Origin of the sequence: Sulfitobacter sp. 1A13353 (assembly GCF_043557255.1) — a bacterium.
In the GTDB taxonomy this organism is placed as follows: domain Bacteria; phylum Pseudomonadota; class Alphaproteobacteria; order Rhodobacterales; family Rhodobacteraceae; genus Sulfitobacter; species Sulfitobacter faviae.
The window spans coordinates 694,432-710,191 of the sequence record NZ_JBIFFS010000001.1 but is presented as its reverse complement, the minus strand read 5'-3'; the positions used below and the strand labels follow the sequence as shown (position 1 = coordinate 710,191).

Sequence of the window (15,760 nt, the reverse complement as noted above, 5' to 3'; positions counted from 1 at the left end):
TGTGCGTGCCGGTGGGGGCCGGCGCGCATGGGGGAGGCCGGGTTAGAGGCGGCGTTCTTGTAGGGCGGCTTGGGCGCCGTAGCCGTGCAGGTGGGACAGCACCGCGCCATAGGCGATCAGCAGATAGGCGAGCAGTTCCGTGCCCTCTTGGACGGTGGTTTTGATTTGCGGGTCATAGGCTGCGCCCATGACGGCCTCCCACAGGGCGCCGGTGCCGAAAATCCGCGAGAAGAAGAGCAGCAGCACCACGCCGATATAGACGAAGGTGGCGGAGCGGGTTTGTAGGTGGTGCAGCATGGGCAGCAGCGTGGTGCCGCGATTGCGCCATGCGATGAAGCTGCCCACTGCCAGTGTCACAAGGGCGGGGTAAATCCAGAACCCGTGTTGGATACGGTCGAGCGCGGCGTCATATTCGCGCAGGAACATGCAAGCGAAGAGCGTGGCCGCCAGCGTGAGATACCCCCGCATGCCCACATGTTGATAAGCGCCCATCATGAAAATCCCAGCCGCGATGGCCAGCAGGGTGTTGTGCATATGTTCGGTCAGCGAGTCTTCGGTGACGCCCTCGCCCAGAACGGCCGTATCGAGGTAGACCGTCACCGGCACCAGCGCCACCAGCAGGCAAACCAGCGCGAATTCCGCGATCACCATGCCCAGAGACGGCAGCACGCCGCGGACTGTTGTCTGTTTCGATGTGGTGGGGTGGTGATCTGGCATGGGGGAGACCTTGCTTGAGCGGTTCGTTGGGGTGCGCGAGCGCGCGGTAAGGCGCGGTGTTACACGGTGCCTTAAGCGGTGAAAATAGCGCGAATGTCAGCGATGTCCAAACGCGGCAGGGCTGCCACGGTCGGGCTGAACAAGCGGCCTCGCCACTTTCCAAAGGCGTGAACCCTACATATAGTGCGGCTCAACAATATCCTGCCTTGAAGGGCAGGCGCGAAGGGACAGCAGTATGGCGCATATCATCGTCGTCGGTAACGAAAAAGGCGGCGCGGGCAAATCAACCGTTTCCATGCATGTGGCGACGGCGCTGGCGCGGCTTGGCCATAAGGTCAGCGGGCTGGACCTCGACCTGCGGCAACGGACCTTTGGGCGCTATATCGAGAACCGCCGTGCCTTCATGCGCGAGTCCGGCCTGACGCTGGCCAGTCCGACGCTTTGCGAATTGCCGGATGTAGAGGCCAGCAGCCTGCGCCCCGGCGAGAACATGTATGACCATCGCCTGAGCGCCGCCGTGGCCGCGCTGGAGCCGGACAATGATTTCATTCTGATCGACTGCCCCGGATCGCACACGCGGCTCAGTCAGGTGGCCCATTCGCTGGCGGACACATTGATCACGCCGCTGAACGACAGTTTCATCGACTTTGATCTTTTGGCCCATATCGACGCCAATGGCGAAAAGATCACCGGCCCCTCCGTCTATTCCGAGATGGTTTGGAACGCGCGGCAGCTCAGGGCGCAGGCCGGGTTGTCGGCGATTGATTGGATCGTGGTGCGCAACCGTTTGGGCGCGCAGCGCATGGTCAACAAGGAGAAGATGGAGCGCGCGATCAACAACCTCAGTAAACGGATCGGTTTCCGCACCGCGCCGGGGTTCAATGAGCGGGTGATCTTTCGGGAGCTTTTCCCGCGTGGTCTGACCTTGCTGGACCTCAAGGATATCGGGGTGAAACAGCTCAATATCTCGAACATCGCCGCGCGGCAGGAGTTGCGTGAGCTGATCAAGGCGTTGGAGTTGCCGGGCGTCAGCCCCGACTTTTGATCCTAGTGGCGCGGCAGCGGGGGCACGACCCGGCGGCGGCGCGACAGGGCGATGAGGTTCGACAGAAACAGCGCGCCCACGACGATCCCCCCGCCGATCAGCGCATAGATCCCGGGGTCTTCGCCCAGCACCGCCCAGACCAGCAGCGGCGCCAGCACAGATTCCAACAAAACGAGCAGGCCCACTTCGGCGCTTGAGATATAGCGCGGGCCAAGGGCGATGAGCCCGGCGCTGGCAGCCATGAACGCCGCGTAGAGCAGCATCTGCGGCAGTTCTGCGGTGGGCATGTGCAGCGGCCGCGCCACGGGGAGCAGCACCGCCCCGGCCAGCAGATAGGCCAATGCGACCGCGGGCACCATCGACACTGCGCGCGCATGGCGCGCCGCTGTCAGCGCTCCGGCGAAGATGGCCGAGATCGACAAGGCCAGCAGATCGCCCGCGCGCGAGGCATTCTCGGTCTCGCCCGAGCCGAAGGCGATCACGGCCAAGCCAGCGAGCACCGCCGCGATGGTAAAGAACATGCGCCGGCTGATCGGCTCGCCCAGAAAGACCCGGCTATAGATCGCGGCAAAGACCGGCAGCGAGGCGAGGATGAAGACCACATTCGCGACCGAGGTCAGGCGCACGGCCAGCACGAAGCCGACTCCGGCGCAGGCCACGCCGCCGATGTAGATGGCGCTCGCCCATCCGGCGCGGCTGAGGGCGCGGAAGGGGGCGGTGCCTTGGGCCAGCAGCAGGCCCGCGCCAATCGCCATGCCCACGAGGGTCACCTTCCAAAAGGCAAGCGTCAGCATAGGCGCGTCGATGACGCGCACGAAAAGCGCTTCGGGAACGATGCACATCACCCCAAGAAAGGTGAGCAAGAGGCCTTTGGTCTGATCGGTCATGCGCCATCGGTGGCGGTTTCTACGGGCTAAGTAAAGCCCCCCTGCCCCACATCCGACAGCTTGAGCAGCGCCCGCCGCAGCACCGCCGCCTCGGCAGGGTCGAGCGCATCCATCAGCGCGGCATTGTAGCGCTGCGCCACGGCGCGCAGATCGTCATAGGCCGCTTGGCCCTGCCGCGTCAGCGACAGATGCTCCACCCGCCGATCCTCTGGATCGCGGCTGCGGGTGACGAAGCGCCGCTCGGTCAGGCGGTGCACGGCACGGCTGATCTTGGTCTTATGCATCCGCGCGCGCTGTCCGATCTCGCTTGCCGTGAGTTGCCCGTAGAGGCCGAGGTGGAACAAGACCCGCCATTCGGTGCGCAGCATGCCATAGCGGCTTTTGTAGATCTGCTGAAACTCAAGCGATGACGCCTCCGCCGCTTGGTTCAGCAGGTAGGGCAGGAAATACTGAAGCTGAAAGTCACCGTCCGCCATGCTGCGCCGCTTGTTAGTTACAAATCCAACTATTACGCTTGTAACAGATTCTGCAAGGGGGCACAGATGACCAGCCAGTCCAAGCCATCGACGATGACAACCGCGGCCACCACATCGGGCACGCATCCGGGCTATATGCCGGGATTCGGCAATGATTTCGAAACCGAAGCCCTGCCCGGCGCCCTACCGCAGGGCATGAACTCCCCGCAGAAATGCAACTACGGCCTCTATGGCGAACAGCTTTCCGGCACGGCTTTTACCGCGCCCTCTCATCAGAACGAGCGTACATGGTGCTACCGCATCCGGCCCTCGGTCAAACATTCGTCGCGCTACACGCGGATCGACCTGCCCTATTGGAAGTCCGCGCCGCATCAGCCGCAGGATGTGACCAGCCTTGGCCAATACCGTTGGGATCCGGTGCCGCATTCCGACACGCCGCTGACTTGGCTGACCGGCATGCGCACGATGACCACGGCGGGGGATGTGAACACCCAAGTCGGCATGGCGAGCCATATCTATCTGGTGACCGAGAGCATGGTGGACAGCTATTTCTACTCTGCCGACAGCGAGCTTTTGATCGTCCCGCAGGAGGGCTGCTTGCGCTTTTGCACCGAGTTGGGCGTTATGGATATCGCCCCGCAGGAGATCGCCATCATCCCGCGCGGGCTGGTCTACCGGGTCGAGGTGCTGGACGGCCCCGCGCGCGGCTTTGTCTGCGAGAACTACGGCCAGAAGTTCCACCTGCCCGCGCGCGGCCCGATCGGCGCCAACTGCATGGCGAACCCGCGTGATTTCAAAACCCCCGTGGCGGCTTTCGAGGACCGCGAGGTGCCCTCCACCGTCATCATCAAATGGTGCGGCCAGTTCCATGAGACCAAGATCGGGCATTCGCCGCTCGACGTGGTGGCATGGCATGGCAATTACGCGCCGGTGAAATACGACCTGAACACCTATTGCCCCGTGGGCGCGGTGCTGTTCGACCACCCAGACCCGTCGATCTTTACCGTGCTGACCGCCCCCTCGGGCGTCGAGGGCACTGCCAATATCGACTTCGTGCTGTTCCGCGACCGCTGGATGGTGGCCGAGGATACCTTCCGTCCGCCATGGTATCACAAGAACATCATGTCCGAGCTGATGGGCAATATCCACGGCCAGTACGACGCCAAGCCCAAGGGCTTCGTTCCCGGGGGCATGAGCCTGCACAATATGATGCTGCCGCATGGGCCGGACCGGAACGCCTTCGAGGGCGCGTCGAATGCCGAGTTGGCACCCCATAAGCTCGACAACACGATGTCCTTCATGTTCGAGACCCGCTTTCCGCAGCATCTGACCGAATTCGCCGCCAAGGAAGCGCCGTTGCAGGACGATTACATCGACTGCTGGGAGAGCCTTGAGAAGAAATTCGACGGCACCCCGGGCAAGAGGTGACCGCTGTCCGCGAAAGGACCAATATGACCCTGATGACCTCTTGGGTGGAAAGCGCCAATTCGGCCACCACCGATTTCCCGCTGAACAACCTGCCCTACGGCGTCTTTTCGACCAATCAGCTAGAGGCGCGCTGCGGCGTGGCGATTGGCGATCAGATCCTCGACATGGCCGCGCTGGAGGAAGAGGGGCTGATCACCCTCGCTGAAGAGCCGGTGTTCGATGTGCCCTATTGGAACGATGTGATGGACCTTGGCCCTACGGCTTGGGCTTCCTTGCGCTCCCGGTTGATCGAACTCCTCAGCGCCGATGCGCCCGATCAGGCGGCTGTGGCGCCCCATCTCGTGCCGATGGAGGCCGCGCAGCTGCACATGCCGATGATGGTTTCCGAATATACCGATTTCTACGCGGGCAAACATCACGCCACGAATGTCGGCACCATGTTTCGCGGGGCCGAAAATGCGCTGCCGCCGAATTGGCTGCACATCCCCATCGGCTATAATGGCCGCGCTTCCACCGTCGTCGTCTCGGGGACTGAGATCACGCGGCCCAATGGCCAGTTGAAAGCCCCCGAGGCCGAAACGCCGCATTTCGGCCCCTGCCAGAAACTCGATATCGAGTTGGAGATGGGCGCGATCGTCGGCACCTCGACCGAGATGGGCCAGCCCGTCAGTATCACTGAGGCGGACGAGATGATCTTTGGCTATGTCCTGCTCAACGACTGGTCAGCGCGGGACATTCAGGCGTGGGAATACCAGCCGCTCGGCCCGTTTCAGGCCAAGGCCTTCGCCACGTCAATATCCCCGTGGATCGTGACCCGTGACGCGCTTGAGCCGTTCCGCACTTCGACGCCAGAGCGTGAGAAAGACTTGCTGCCCTACCTGCGCGAAAGCAAACCGGGTCTCTATGATATCGACCTTTCCGTGACGCTCCAGCCCGAGGGCGGCGAGGCCGAGGAGATCGCCCGCACCAACTACCGCGAGATGTATTACTCCGCCGCCCAGCAGTTGACGCATCACGCCTCCTCCGGCTGCGCGATGAACGCGGGCGATCTGCTCGGCTCCGGCACGATCTCCGGCCCCGAAAAATCGGAGCGCGGGTCGCTGCTGGAACTGTCATGGGGCGGCAAAGAGCCGATCACCCTCACAGACGGCAGCACCCGAAGCTTTGTCGAAGACGGCGATACGCTGACCCTCACCGGCCACGCGCAGGGCGACGGCTTCCGCGTGGGTTTCGGCGCCTGCACCGGCAAGATCCGCCCGGCAATCGACTTTTCCTGAACAGGCCGCGTAACCGCGCTGGCGAAGCAAGACAGAAGGACAACACATGGCCAAGCAATTCGCATCACAAGGCGACATGACCGAGAAAGAGATCTCTTTTACCGAGGTGGGCGAGGGCCTCTACGCCTTCACCGCCGAGGGAGACCCGAACTCTGGTGTGATCATCGGCGACGACAGCGTGATGATCATCGAAGCACAGGCGACACCGCGACTGGCGAATAAGGTCATCGAATGCGTCCGCTCGGTCACCGACAAGCCGATCAGCCATCTGGTGCTGACCCATTACCACGCCGTGCGCGTGCTCGGGGCCTCCGCCTTTGGCGCGCCGCAGATCATCATGTCTGAGAAGGCCCGCGCCATGGTCGCCGAGCGCGGGCAAGAGGATTGGGACAGCGAATTCGAGCGTTTCCCCCGCCTCTTCGAAGGCCATGAGAGCATCCCCGGGCTGACCTGGCCCACCACCACCTTCAACGGGCGGATGAGCGTCTACCTCGGCAAACGCCGGGTCGATATCATGCAACTGGGTCGCGCCCATACGGCGGGTGACGCGGTGGTCTATGTGCCCGATCAGAACGTAATGTTCACCGGTGACATCGTGGAATATCACTCCGCCTGCTACTGCGGCGACGGGCATTTCCACGACTGGCCCGAGACGCTGGAACGCCTCCGCGCCTTCGACCTCGACGCCATCGCGCCGGGCCGGGGCGACGCGCTGGTGGGGCGCGAGATGGTCAATGCCGCGATTGACAGCACCGCCGACTTCGTGCGCTCCACCTACCGCCCGGCGGCCCGCGTGGCCCTGCGTGGCGGCACCTTGAAAGAGGCTTGGGACGCCGTGCGCGCCGAATGCGACCCCAAGTTCGGCGACTATGCGATCTATGAGCACTGCCTGCCCTTCAACGTCGCCCGCGCCTATGACGAGGCGCTGGACATCGACACGCCGCGCATCTGGACGGCGGCGCGCGACAAAGAGATGTGGGAGGCGCTGTCGGACTGATGTCCCTGCCCGCGCTTCTTCCTGCCCTGATCGTCTTGGCGCTGGCGCTCTGGTTCTATCTGGTCTTCGCGCTGGTGATGGAGCACCGCCGCCATGCGGCGCGCCGCAGCGGGCAGCCCTACGCCGGGCTGCGCGATGCAGCGCAGGTTTGGTCAAAGATGCTGGGCGCGCCCGAATACCGCGGTGCGCGCCGCCGGGTGGCGCTGGTGTCGCTGGCCTTGCTGGCCCTGCTGCTCTTGCGCGCCTTTCTCTGAGGATACCGCCATGGCCTATGCCTACACCCCCTTCCCCTACAGCCCCCCACCCGGCCTGACCGCGCCCGAGCCGCGGCACCCGGTGGTGATCGTAGGCGCTGGCCCTATCGGCCTGTCGATGGCCGTGGACTTGGCCCTGCGCGGGGTCAGATCGGTCGTGTTGGATGACAACAACGTCGTCTCCCTCGGCTCGCGCGCGATTTGCTGGGCGAAACGGACGCTGGAGATTTTCGACAGGCTCGGCATCGGCGAGCGGATTCTGGAAAAGGGCGTGACATGGAAAGTGGGCCGTCAGTTTCACGGGGAACAGGAGGTCTATAACTTCGACCTGCTGCCGGAACCGGGGCATAAATACCCGGCATTCGTGAACCTTCAGCAATATTACGTCGAAGAATATCTCATTGCACGCGCGCAGGAGTTCCCCGACCAAATCGACCTGCGCTTTCTCAATAAGGTCACCGATCACAAGGGCCACGCCGACCATGTTGAGCTGACGATCGAGACGCCGGATGGCCCCTACCGGCTTGAGACCGACTGGTACATCGCCTGCGATGGCGCAGGCTCGGCCACGCGCAAACGGATGAACCTGCCCTTCGAGGGGCAGACCTTCGACGAACACTTCCTCATTGCCGATGTAGAGATGGAGACCTCCCCCTTCGGCGACCATGACACGCCCGAGCGGTGGTTCTGGTTCGCCCCACCCTTTCACAACGGCCAATCCGCCCTGCTGCACAAACAGCCCGACAACATCTACCGCATCGACCTGCAACTGGGGCCAGAGACCGACCCGAAGGCCGAGGCGACCGAAGAGAAGGTCGTGCCGCGGCTGAAGCAGATGCTCGGCGACGCGCCGTTCCGGCTGGATTGGATGAGCGTCTATAAGTTCCGCTGCGCACGACTGGAGAGGTTCGTGCATGACCGCGTCGTCTTTGTCGGCGACAGCGCCCATGTGGTCAGCCCCTTCGGGGCGCGGGGCGGCAATGGCGGGGTGCAGGATGTCGACAACCTTGGCTGGAAACTGGCCGCTGTGGTGCAGGGCGATGCGCCGCCAAGCCTGATTGAGAGCTATGACTTCGAACGCGGCCATGGCGCGGATGAGAACATGCGCAACTCCGCCCGCGCGACCAATTTCATGACGCCGAAATCCCCCATCGAGACCCTGTTTCGCAACGAGGTGCTAACCCTCGCAGCAAAGCACCCTTTCGCGCGCAAACTGATCAACTCCGGCCGGCTGTCGCAGCCCTGCACGCTGGCCCATAGCCCGCTGCAAACCGCAGGCGACGCACCCCTGCGCCCCGGCAGCGCATTGATCGACGCGCCGTTGGTCGGGCCTGCGGGGGATTGCTGGCTGTTGGGTGCGGTTCAGGGCCAGTTCGCCCTCCTCGCCGTGGGCGAGATCACCGCCCCCGACCTTCCCGGCCTTGCCCGGATCGGTATCGATCAATCCCATGATGCTTACCCCTGTTTCCAAGGTAAGGACGACCACGCGCAGCGGCGCTATGGCAGCGGATTCCTCTATCTGCTGCGCCCCGATGGCCATGTTTGCGCCGTCTTCGACCAGCCCGACAGCGCCGCGATTGCCCGCGCCTATGACCGTGCGAAAGGAGCCACCGCATGATCCTTGAAGACAACCTCGGCGCCGAGGGCGACAGCGTCTATGCCGCCCTCATGGCCGCCCACGAAGGGCTGAGCGAGGCGGAAAGCCACGCCCTCAACGCCCGATTGGTTCTGATCCTGGCCAATGAACTCGGCGTCCCGGCCCGGCTTGCGGCGCTTTTCAAAGCCGCGCGCGATCTGGCCTAACCCGCCAGCCTCACAGCACTTTTCCCCCATGCCCGCGCTTGCCGGGCCGGTTTCCTGCGCTAGCTTGCTGCTCAACTTCCCGCGACAGGCTTGACGCAACGCGCCTGATCGGCAGACTAAACACCCCGCGCCCACCTCAAGAGGCGACAAAAGCAGGTCAACTGCATCACCTGCCCCACCGTGAAAAGTGGGGATCCGCGATGGCCCGGCCAACGCACCAACAGAGAGGAAAATCATGGAATTTTTGACACGCACCGGAAAACCGCTGCCGCAATCCGTGCTGACATCAGCCGAGAACGCCAAGAAAGACCCCGTCAGCAGACGCGAGTTTCTGGCGATTGCGAGCGCCTTCGGGGCCACGTCCGCCACAGCCTACGGGATGCTTGGCATGGCCGCGCCTGCGCGTGCGGCGGCCCATGCCAACCTCAAGGAAGGCGGCACCGTGCGGATGCAGATGGAGGTGCGTGCCCTGAAAGACCCGCGCACCTTTGACTGGTCGCAGATCGCCAACTTCAGCCGCGGCTGGCTGGAATACCTCGCCATCTGGGAGAATGACGGCACCTTCACCCCCGGCCTGCTGGAAAGTTGGGAGATTAACGACGACGCCACCGAATACACGCTGAACGTCCGCAAGGGCGTGACATGGAACGACGGCACCGCCTTCACCGCGCAGGACGTGGCGCGCAACATCGAAGGCTGGTGCGACAAGTCGCTCGAAGGCAACTCCATGGCGGGCCGTTTCGCCACACTGGTGGATGAGGAAACCGGCAAGGCCATCGAAGGCGCGATCGAGGTGGTGGACGACCACACCGTCAAGCTCACGCTGCCCAAATCCGACATCACGCTGATCCCCGGCATGGCCGACTACCCCGCCGCGATCACGCCCGAAGGGTTCGACCCCGACACAATGCTCGAAAACCCGAAAGGCACCGGCCCCTACCTGCCCGAGTCGCTCGAAGTTGGCGTCAAAAGCGTGCTGGTGAAGAACCCCGATCACACATGGTGGGGCACTGAGGTCTTCGGCGGGCCCTATATCGACCGTTTGGAATATATCGACTACGGCACTGATCCTTCCGCATGGATCGCCGCAGCCGAGGCCGAAGAGGTTGACGCTTTCTACTCCATGGAAGGCGAATATATCGACGTGATGAGCACGCTGGACGGCTGGGTCGAGAATGAAATCGCCACAGCGGCGACCATCGTGATCCGCCCCAACCAACTGGCCGAAGTCGACGGCATGAAACCCTATGAAGACAAGCGCGTGCGCAACGCGCTGCAACTCGCGGTCGACAATGCCGTGCTGCTGGAACTCGGCTACGCCGGGCGCGGCCTCGTCGCCGAGAACCACCACGTCGGCCCGATGCATCCCGAATACGCTGAAGTCGAGCCGCCCAAGACCGACCCTGAAGCCGCCCGCGCGCTGATGGAAGAGGCGGGCATGGCAGATTACGAGCATGAACTCTTCTCGATCGACGATGCATGGCGCAAAGACACCACCGATGCCGTGGCAGCCCAGCTGCGTGACGCGGGCATCAAGGTCAAACGCACCATCCTGCCCGGCTCCACCTTCTGGAACGACTGGGTGAAATATCCCTTCTCCTCCACCAACTGGAACGCGCGGCCTCTGGGCGTGCAGATCTGGGCGCTGGCCTATCGCTCGGGCGAGGCGTGGAACGAGTTCGGCTATGCCAGCCCCGAGTTCGACGCCCTGCTGTCAGAGGCGCTGGCCACGGCGGATGTCGAAGCGCGCCGCGAGATCATGGCCAAGGGTGAGAAGATGCTGCAAGACGATGGCGTCACGATCCAGCCCTACTGGCGCTCGCTCTACAACCACACCCGCGAGGGGCTGGTGGGTGCCGCGCATCACATCGGGTTCGAATATCACCCGGCGCGGATGGCTTGGGCGGAAGAATGATCTGCCGCTAGCTAGACACGCGAAAGGGCCGCAGCGATGCGGCCCTTTTTCTTTGCGCGGCACCGGCGTTAACCGCCGATCAACTCTTTCGCCATCATCATATGCACGCCCTTCTCACGGTTCACCGTCTGGGTGATCCGCAGATCACCGGCCAGCGAACAGAGCACATAGGCATCCTCGCGGCTGATCCCCGCGCGTGCAGACACCAATGCGATCATGTCGCGCAGGGCCATCTCCGCGCAGCGGTCGAGGTCGGGGGCCATGCCCATGGTAATCACATGGCTCGGCGTTTCGGCCTGCGGATAGCTGACTGTGCGGTCCTTCAACACGGTCAGACGGAAACGCCCCTGTAGTGCCGTCTCAATCGCCGTGACGCAGACCTCCCCATCGCCCTGCGCGCCATGCCCGTCCCCGCAGGAAAACAGCGCCCCTTCGTTGAAGACCGGCAGGTAAAGCGTGCTGCCCGCCCCCAGTTCCTTGTTGTCCAGATTGCCCCCATGTTTGCGCGGCTCGATGGTGGCGATCCGGCCCCATTCGGGCGGCGGCGCCACGGCCATCACGCCAAAGAACGGGGCCAAGGGCAGTTCCAGCCCCCAAGGCAGCCGGGCGACGCCCCGCTCTGCATCCAGCGGGATGTTGCTGTGATAGGTCTCGGGGAAATCCTGCGGCAGCGTGCCCGCCAAGGGGCGGATGAAGTTATACCCCCAGTCCTGCCGCAGCGCGACATCGAGGATTTCGACCTTCAGCACATCGCCGGGCATCGCACCTTCGACGGCGACCGGCCCGGTCAGGATATGGCCCGGCATCGGCGGCGGGCCTGCCTTGTGGATGTCGTAGAGTTCGGGTGGGACGTGGAAGCCCTCGGGCGGCAGGCAATTGGGCGCGCCAGAGACGGTGTTGATTATCACCTCTTCGCCGCTTTGGATGGTCAGCGCAGGCGGGCGGCTGGCCTCGAAATAGCCCCAATGGCAGGTCTCGGGCGAAGATTGCAGCGTGGCGGTCATGACTGCACCCCCCGGTTGGCCAAGATGCCTTCGATCAGTTCTTGCACCCGCAGCGCTTCCTCTGGTGTCGCCAGACGGCTGGTCTTGCCCGCCATCAGCAGCGCCATATCATCGAGTTGCGCCTTAAGGCTGGTCGCCCGGGTGTCGGCGGGGACGTCGCTGGTCGGCGCGAAATCCTCCCCGGTCGAGACGGTGTCGATAGAGAATTCCGAGATGCGACGGCTGGCCTTCGCGCCTTTCACCGTCACCTCCTGCCGGTCCGGCTGCGCGCCGCCGACAGAACCGAGGATCGAAACCGGCAAGCCCTCGGCATTGACCAGCCGCGCCGCAACATGGGTCTCGCAGAGCTTGTCGTCAGGGTATTCCGCATGAGCCCATTGCAGGGTCAGTGGCCCCAACACCCGCTCGCTCAAGAACAGGAAATGCGAGATCACCTCGCGCGTCATGCCCCCCTCAGCGGCAAAGCGCAGCCAATCGGCATCCACCTGCCACGCGCGGGGCCATGCCGGATAGGTCACGATGATGTCGATGCCGCAAAGATCGCCAAGCGCGCCCTCTTCGATCGACCGCGTCAGATCGGTCAGCGCCGCCCCCGCCGCTTGGGTAAAGTTGACCGCCGCCGGAACGCCCGCGGCCTGCAACTCGGCCACCAAGGCGCGGCTCTCGGCAATGTCCACGCCAAGCGGTTTTTCGAGGAAGATCGCCTTACCCGCCGCCGCGGCCTCAAGCGCATAGGCTTTGCGCGGCACCGGGGGGCAGGCGAGATAGACGAGATCGACATCGGCCATCGCCTCGGACGCCGTGGCGGAGACAACCGCCTCCGGCGCGGCCTCTTGCGCGGCGGCACAGGCGGCGGGGTCGGGATCCCACATGGTGGTGACCGTGAAGTCAGGGTGCAGCACCATGTTCTCGGCCATGCGCCGCCCCATGATCCCTAATCCGATTACCGCAGTCCTGATCGTCATCTTCGTCTCCCTCAATGTGCTGCGCGATAAGACGCTGCAATCGGGGGAACTTCAACTGCGCGCGGCGCAATTGCCTCAGGCGAGGTCGGCGCGGACCAAAGGTTTGATCACACGAGCCAGTTCTTCGGGCGCGGATTGGCTTTTGAACACATCCGCGATGGTAAAGACGCAGGTGAAAGACCCTTCGAAACAGAGCACCCCGTTCTGCCGCGCCTTCATGCCGAAGGTGATGGATTTGTTGCCAAGCCGGGTCGGATAGGTTTCGCACATCAGCTTGTGCCGCGGGGTGACCGGGCTGCGGAAATCCATCGACAGGTTGACGAAAGGCGTGCCGATATTGCGGTCGATCTGAAGCTGGAACCAGCCGTCACCGTCGAAATGGGCCTCCCACCACGCGTTGATCGCATCCAGCGCGAAATAGGGCAGCCGCGCGGTATAGGCGATCTGCGCCGGGTCACAATCGCCCCAAGTGACATTGATCTCGTGAACGAAGTTATCCGTGGTCATAAGGCTGCTTTCATCTGCTCAAACCCGCGCGGGGCATGGGCTATCTTCTATCCCTTCCAGCCCCATGCGCAACCCAAGCGCGGAGCACACGCAGCAGCGCAGACGCCGGATGTTCATCTGAAACAAAGGGGGGATAATGGTGGCGTTACCTGGATTTGAACCAGGGACCTAACGATTATGAGTCGTTCGCTCTAACCAACTGAGCTATAACGCCGTGGCGCGTCGGATAAGGCAGCTTGGCATTGGGGTCAAGGGCGAAATCTGGATGATTTCACTTTTGCCGCAGAAAACTGCTGCCCGCCCTCAATGCGCGGGGGCCGAGACCACATCGAGCAGCGTGCGCCCGCCGTCGATGGTCATGATCTCGCCCGTCATGAAGCCCGAACTTTCAGCGGCGAGGAATTGCACCGCCTCGCAAAGCTCGTTCGGCCCGGCGATCCGGCCAAGCGGCGTATGCGCGCGGATGTCGTCGCGCCAGTCGCGGTTTTCGGCCACGGCAGCGCGCAGGGACGCGCTCATCACCGAACCGAAAGAGATCGCATTCACCCGTATCCGATGCGGCGCCAGCACCAGCGCCAGAGAGCGGGTCATCTGCTGCACCGCCGCCGAGGCGATGGCGTAGCCCATCATATCCGGCTGGTGGCGCTGTGCCGCGATAGAGCTGAGGTTGATGATCGACCCCACCTGCCCCTCCGTCTGGCCCTCGGCCTGTTTGATCATCCGCCGCGCCACCTGCTGCGACAATTGCAGCGCCGTCATCAGGTTTTGCTGCAACAGCGTCTCGACCGAGCCGTCTTCCACATCCAGCGGATCGGTCGGCATCACCTGCCGCGAGGCATTCACGAGGATATCGACCTGATCATAGGCGTCGATCGTGGCCGAGACGAGGTTGGCGATGGTCAGCCGCTGACGCAGATCACCGGCAAAGACGCGGATATTGCCGTCGTCCGGCGTGTCGCCCAGCTCTTCCATCAGCTTTTTCTCGTTGGAATCGGCGCACATCACATTGGCGCCCCGGTCGGCCAGATGCCGCGCGATGGCAAGGCCGATCCCGTCCGCCGCGCCGGTGATGATGGCTGTTTTACCAGAGATCGAGAATGACATCGGGATACCCCCTTTTGGCTCAGCGGCGCCGGGTCAGCGGGCGTGTGGCGTGGAACAGTTTGAACCGCGCATCGCCTCCAAGCTCGGCCACCTGAGCAAAGCGTTTCTTCAGTTCCGCCTCATAGGGCAGATGCCGGTTGGCCACCATCCACAGATCGCCCTGCCCCGAAAGGATCCGCGCGGCCGCGGCGACAAAGGCCTGACCGATCTGCGGCTCAGCGGCGCGGCCTGTGTGGAAAGGCGGGTTCATCACCACGGTATCCATCCGGTGCGGGGGCTGCCATTCGGTGGCATCCTCCCAATGGAACACGGCGCGGTCGTCGGTCACGTTATGGCGCGCGCATTCCAGCGCCATATGCCCGGCCTCGACCAAATGCACCGTCTTCACCTTGGGCCGCGTCAGGATATGCGCCGAAAGGAACCCCCAGCCCGCCCCCAGATCGGCCACTTCAGCCCCGAGGTTATCAGGCAGCACATCCACCAAAAGCGCCGAGGCCAGATCGACCCCATCGGCAGAGAACACCCCCGGCGCGGTCCAAAAGCCGCCTTCGGTCTGGGCCGGACCAGCCTCCCAATCGGTGAAAAAATCGCTCGCGCCCGCGTCGATCCAGTAAAGCTTGCCATGCGCCTTGGAGATCGGCCCCTGCACCGTCACCCGCGCCCGCATCTCGCGCAGGATGGAATCCGCGCCATCGGTCTTTTGCCCATCGACCACCACCGGCCCATCGCTTACGGCGCAAGCTTGGGCGACCAAGGCGCGGGCCTCATGTTTGGCACGCGGAAGACAGACGATGGCCGCAGCATAGCGCCCCTCGATCGAATGCGCCGCCTCATAGCCCCGCGCCGTCCACGCGTCATAGGCAGGTTTGAAATCGTGAATGATCTTGCAACGCTCAGGCGGAAGACCGGCCAAATCCGCATCCACGGGGGGCTGAAAGACAGCGATCACCCCAGTTTCGGGCAGGTCTAGCCCACCGCCGTTCAGGGCCAGTTCCAGTCGCGGATCAATCACGTGTTATTCTTCTTTTTCCATGGTGCATTGCAGCGGATGCTGGTGACGCCGGGCAAAATCCATCACCTGCGCCACTTTCGTCTCCGCGATCTCGTGGCTAAAGACGCCAACCACGGCCAGCCCCTTCTTGTGAACCGTCAACATGATCTCGAACGCCTGCGCGTGGTTCAGGCCAAAGAAACGCTCCAAGACATGCACCACGAATTCCATCGGGGTGAAATCGTCGTTCAGCAACATCACCTTGTAGAGCGGCGGGCGTTTGGTCTTGGGGCGGGTCTTGGTCAGCAACTCGCTGTCGTCGTCATCCTTGGGGCCGTCGGCCATCATCCACGCGCCCGGCGCGGACCGGCCTGCGGGCTGGATCGTCCA

17 protein-coding genes and 1 tRNA gene are annotated in these 15,760 nt (G+C 63.5%); 8 read left to right on the top strand and 10 right to left on the bottom strand.

Going from position 1 to position 15,760, the window contains the following annotated elements:
* Positions 1-42: 42 nt before the first annotated feature.
* Complete coding sequence (locus ACGYLO_RS03505) at positions 43-717, bottom strand: hypothetical protein (RefSeq protein ID WP_209216530.1); 675 nt, start codon at positions 715-717, stop codon at positions 43-45.
* 235 nt (positions 718-952) lie between these two features.
* On the opposite strand from ACGYLO_RS03505, the gene ACGYLO_RS03500 reads away from it, so the two are divergent.
* The gene (locus tag ACGYLO_RS03500) at positions 953-1,762 is read left to right on the top strand and encodes a division plane positioning ATPase MipZ (protein WP_271688345.1); all 810 of its coding nucleotides are present in this window, start codon (positions 953-955) and stop codon (positions 1,760-1,762) included.
* A 2-nt stretch (positions 1,763-1,764) separates the two neighbouring features.
* On the opposite strand, the gene ACGYLO_RS03495 is transcribed toward ACGYLO_RS03500, so the two are convergent.
* Positions 1,765-2,649, bottom strand: coding sequence for a DMT family transporter (locus tag ACGYLO_RS03495; protein WP_271688346.1), 885 nt, complete (start codon positions 2,647-2,649; stop codon positions 1,765-1,767).
* Between the two features lie 26 nt (positions 2,650-2,675).
* A complete protein-coding gene (locus ACGYLO_RS03490) occupies positions 2,676-3,125 on the bottom strand; it encodes a MarR family winged helix-turn-helix transcriptional regulator (RefSeq protein WP_067268636.1) in 450 nt (149 codons plus the stop codon).
* Positions 3,126-3,191: 66 nt separating this feature from the next.
* On the opposite strand from ACGYLO_RS03490, the gene hmgA reads away from it, so the two are divergent.
* The 7 genes from hmgA to ACGYLO_RS03455 all read left to right on the top strand — a co-directional run bounded on the left by hmgA (position 3,192) and on the right by ACGYLO_RS03455 (position 10,799).
* Positions 3,192-4,553, top strand: coding sequence for a homogentisate 1,2-dioxygenase (hmgA, locus tag ACGYLO_RS03485; protein ID WP_394374283.1), 1,362 nt, complete (start codon positions 3,192-3,194; stop codon positions 4,551-4,553).
* Positions 4,554-4,576: 23 nt separating this feature from the next.
* A complete protein-coding gene (fahA, locus tag ACGYLO_RS03480) occupies positions 4,577-5,830 on the top strand; it encodes a fumarylacetoacetase (RefSeq protein WP_271688347.1) in 1,254 nt (417 codons plus the stop codon).
* Positions 5,831-5,876: 46 nt separating this feature from the next.
* A complete protein-coding gene (locus tag ACGYLO_RS03475) occupies positions 5,877-6,827 on the top strand; it encodes an MBL fold metallo-hydrolase (RefSeq protein ID WP_271688348.1) in 951 nt (316 codons plus the stop codon).
* Positions 6,827-7,081, top strand: coding sequence for a hypothetical protein (locus ACGYLO_RS03470; protein WP_271688349.1), 255 nt, complete (start codon positions 6,827-6,829; stop codon positions 7,079-7,081). Before ACGYLO_RS03475 ends, ACGYLO_RS03470 begins: the two co-directional genes overlap by 1 nt.
* A 10-nt stretch (positions 7,082-7,091) precedes the next feature.
* Positions 7,092-8,699, top strand: a complete 1,608-nt coding sequence (locus ACGYLO_RS03465; RefSeq protein ID WP_271688350.1) for an FAD-dependent oxidoreductase — start codon at positions 7,092-7,094, stop codon at positions 8,697-8,699.
* Positions 8,696-8,884, top strand: coding sequence for a DUF2783 domain-containing protein (locus ACGYLO_RS03460; RefSeq protein ID WP_271688351.1), 189 nt, complete (start codon positions 8,696-8,698; stop codon positions 8,882-8,884). The genes ACGYLO_RS03465 and ACGYLO_RS03460 overlap by 4 nt, the downstream gene beginning before the upstream one ends.
* A gap of 235 nt (positions 8,885-9,119) precedes the next feature.
* A complete protein-coding gene (locus ACGYLO_RS03455; protein WP_271688352.1) occupies positions 9,120-10,799 on the top strand; it encodes an ABC transporter substrate-binding protein in 1,680 nt (559 codons plus the stop codon).
* A 68-nt stretch (positions 10,800-10,867) separates the two neighbouring features.
* Here the strand turns inward: ACGYLO_RS03455 and ACGYLO_RS03450 are convergent, their stop codons facing one another.
* The 7 genes from ACGYLO_RS03450 to clpS form a co-directional block, all read right to left on the bottom strand.
* Complete coding sequence (locus ACGYLO_RS03450; RefSeq protein WP_271688353.1) at positions 10,868-11,803, bottom strand: acetamidase/formamidase family protein; 936 nt, start codon at positions 11,801-11,803, stop codon at positions 10,868-10,870.
* Positions 11,800-12,768 carry a Gfo/Idh/MocA family protein gene (locus tag ACGYLO_RS03445; RefSeq protein WP_276154334.1) on the bottom strand — a complete coding sequence of 323 codons (969 nt, stop codon included), beginning with the start codon at positions 12,766-12,768 and terminating at the stop codon, positions 11,800-11,802. Before ACGYLO_RS03445 ends, ACGYLO_RS03450 begins: the two co-directional genes overlap by 4 nt.
* Positions 12,769-12,843: 75 nt before the next feature.
* A complete protein-coding gene (locus tag ACGYLO_RS03440) occupies positions 12,844-13,275 on the bottom strand; it encodes a thioesterase family protein (RefSeq protein ID WP_271688355.1) in 432 nt (143 codons plus the stop codon).
* Positions 13,276-13,412: 137 nt separating this feature from the next.
* Positions 13,413-13,489: transfer RNA gene (locus ACGYLO_RS03435), tRNA-Met, on the bottom strand.
* An 89-nt stretch (positions 13,490-13,578) separates the two neighbouring features.
* The gene (locus ACGYLO_RS03430; RefSeq protein WP_067268615.1) at positions 13,579-14,379 is read right to left on the bottom strand and encodes an SDR family NAD(P)-dependent oxidoreductase; all 801 of its coding nucleotides are present in this window, start codon (positions 14,377-14,379) and stop codon (positions 13,579-13,581) included.
* Positions 14,380-14,398: 19 nt separating this feature from the next.
* Positions 14,399-15,391 carry a class I SAM-dependent methyltransferase gene (locus ACGYLO_RS03425; RefSeq protein WP_271688356.1) on the bottom strand — a complete coding sequence of 331 codons (993 nt, stop codon included), beginning with the start codon at positions 15,389-15,391 and terminating at the stop codon, positions 14,399-14,401.
* 3 nt (positions 15,392-15,394) lie between these two features.
* Positions 15,395-15,718 (bottom strand): ATP-dependent Clp protease adapter ClpS, encoded by a 324-nt coding sequence (gene clpS / locus ACGYLO_RS03420; protein ID WP_067268646.1) that lies wholly within the window; start codon positions 15,716-15,718, stop codon positions 15,395-15,397.
* Positions 15,719-15,760: the final 42 nt, after the last annotated feature.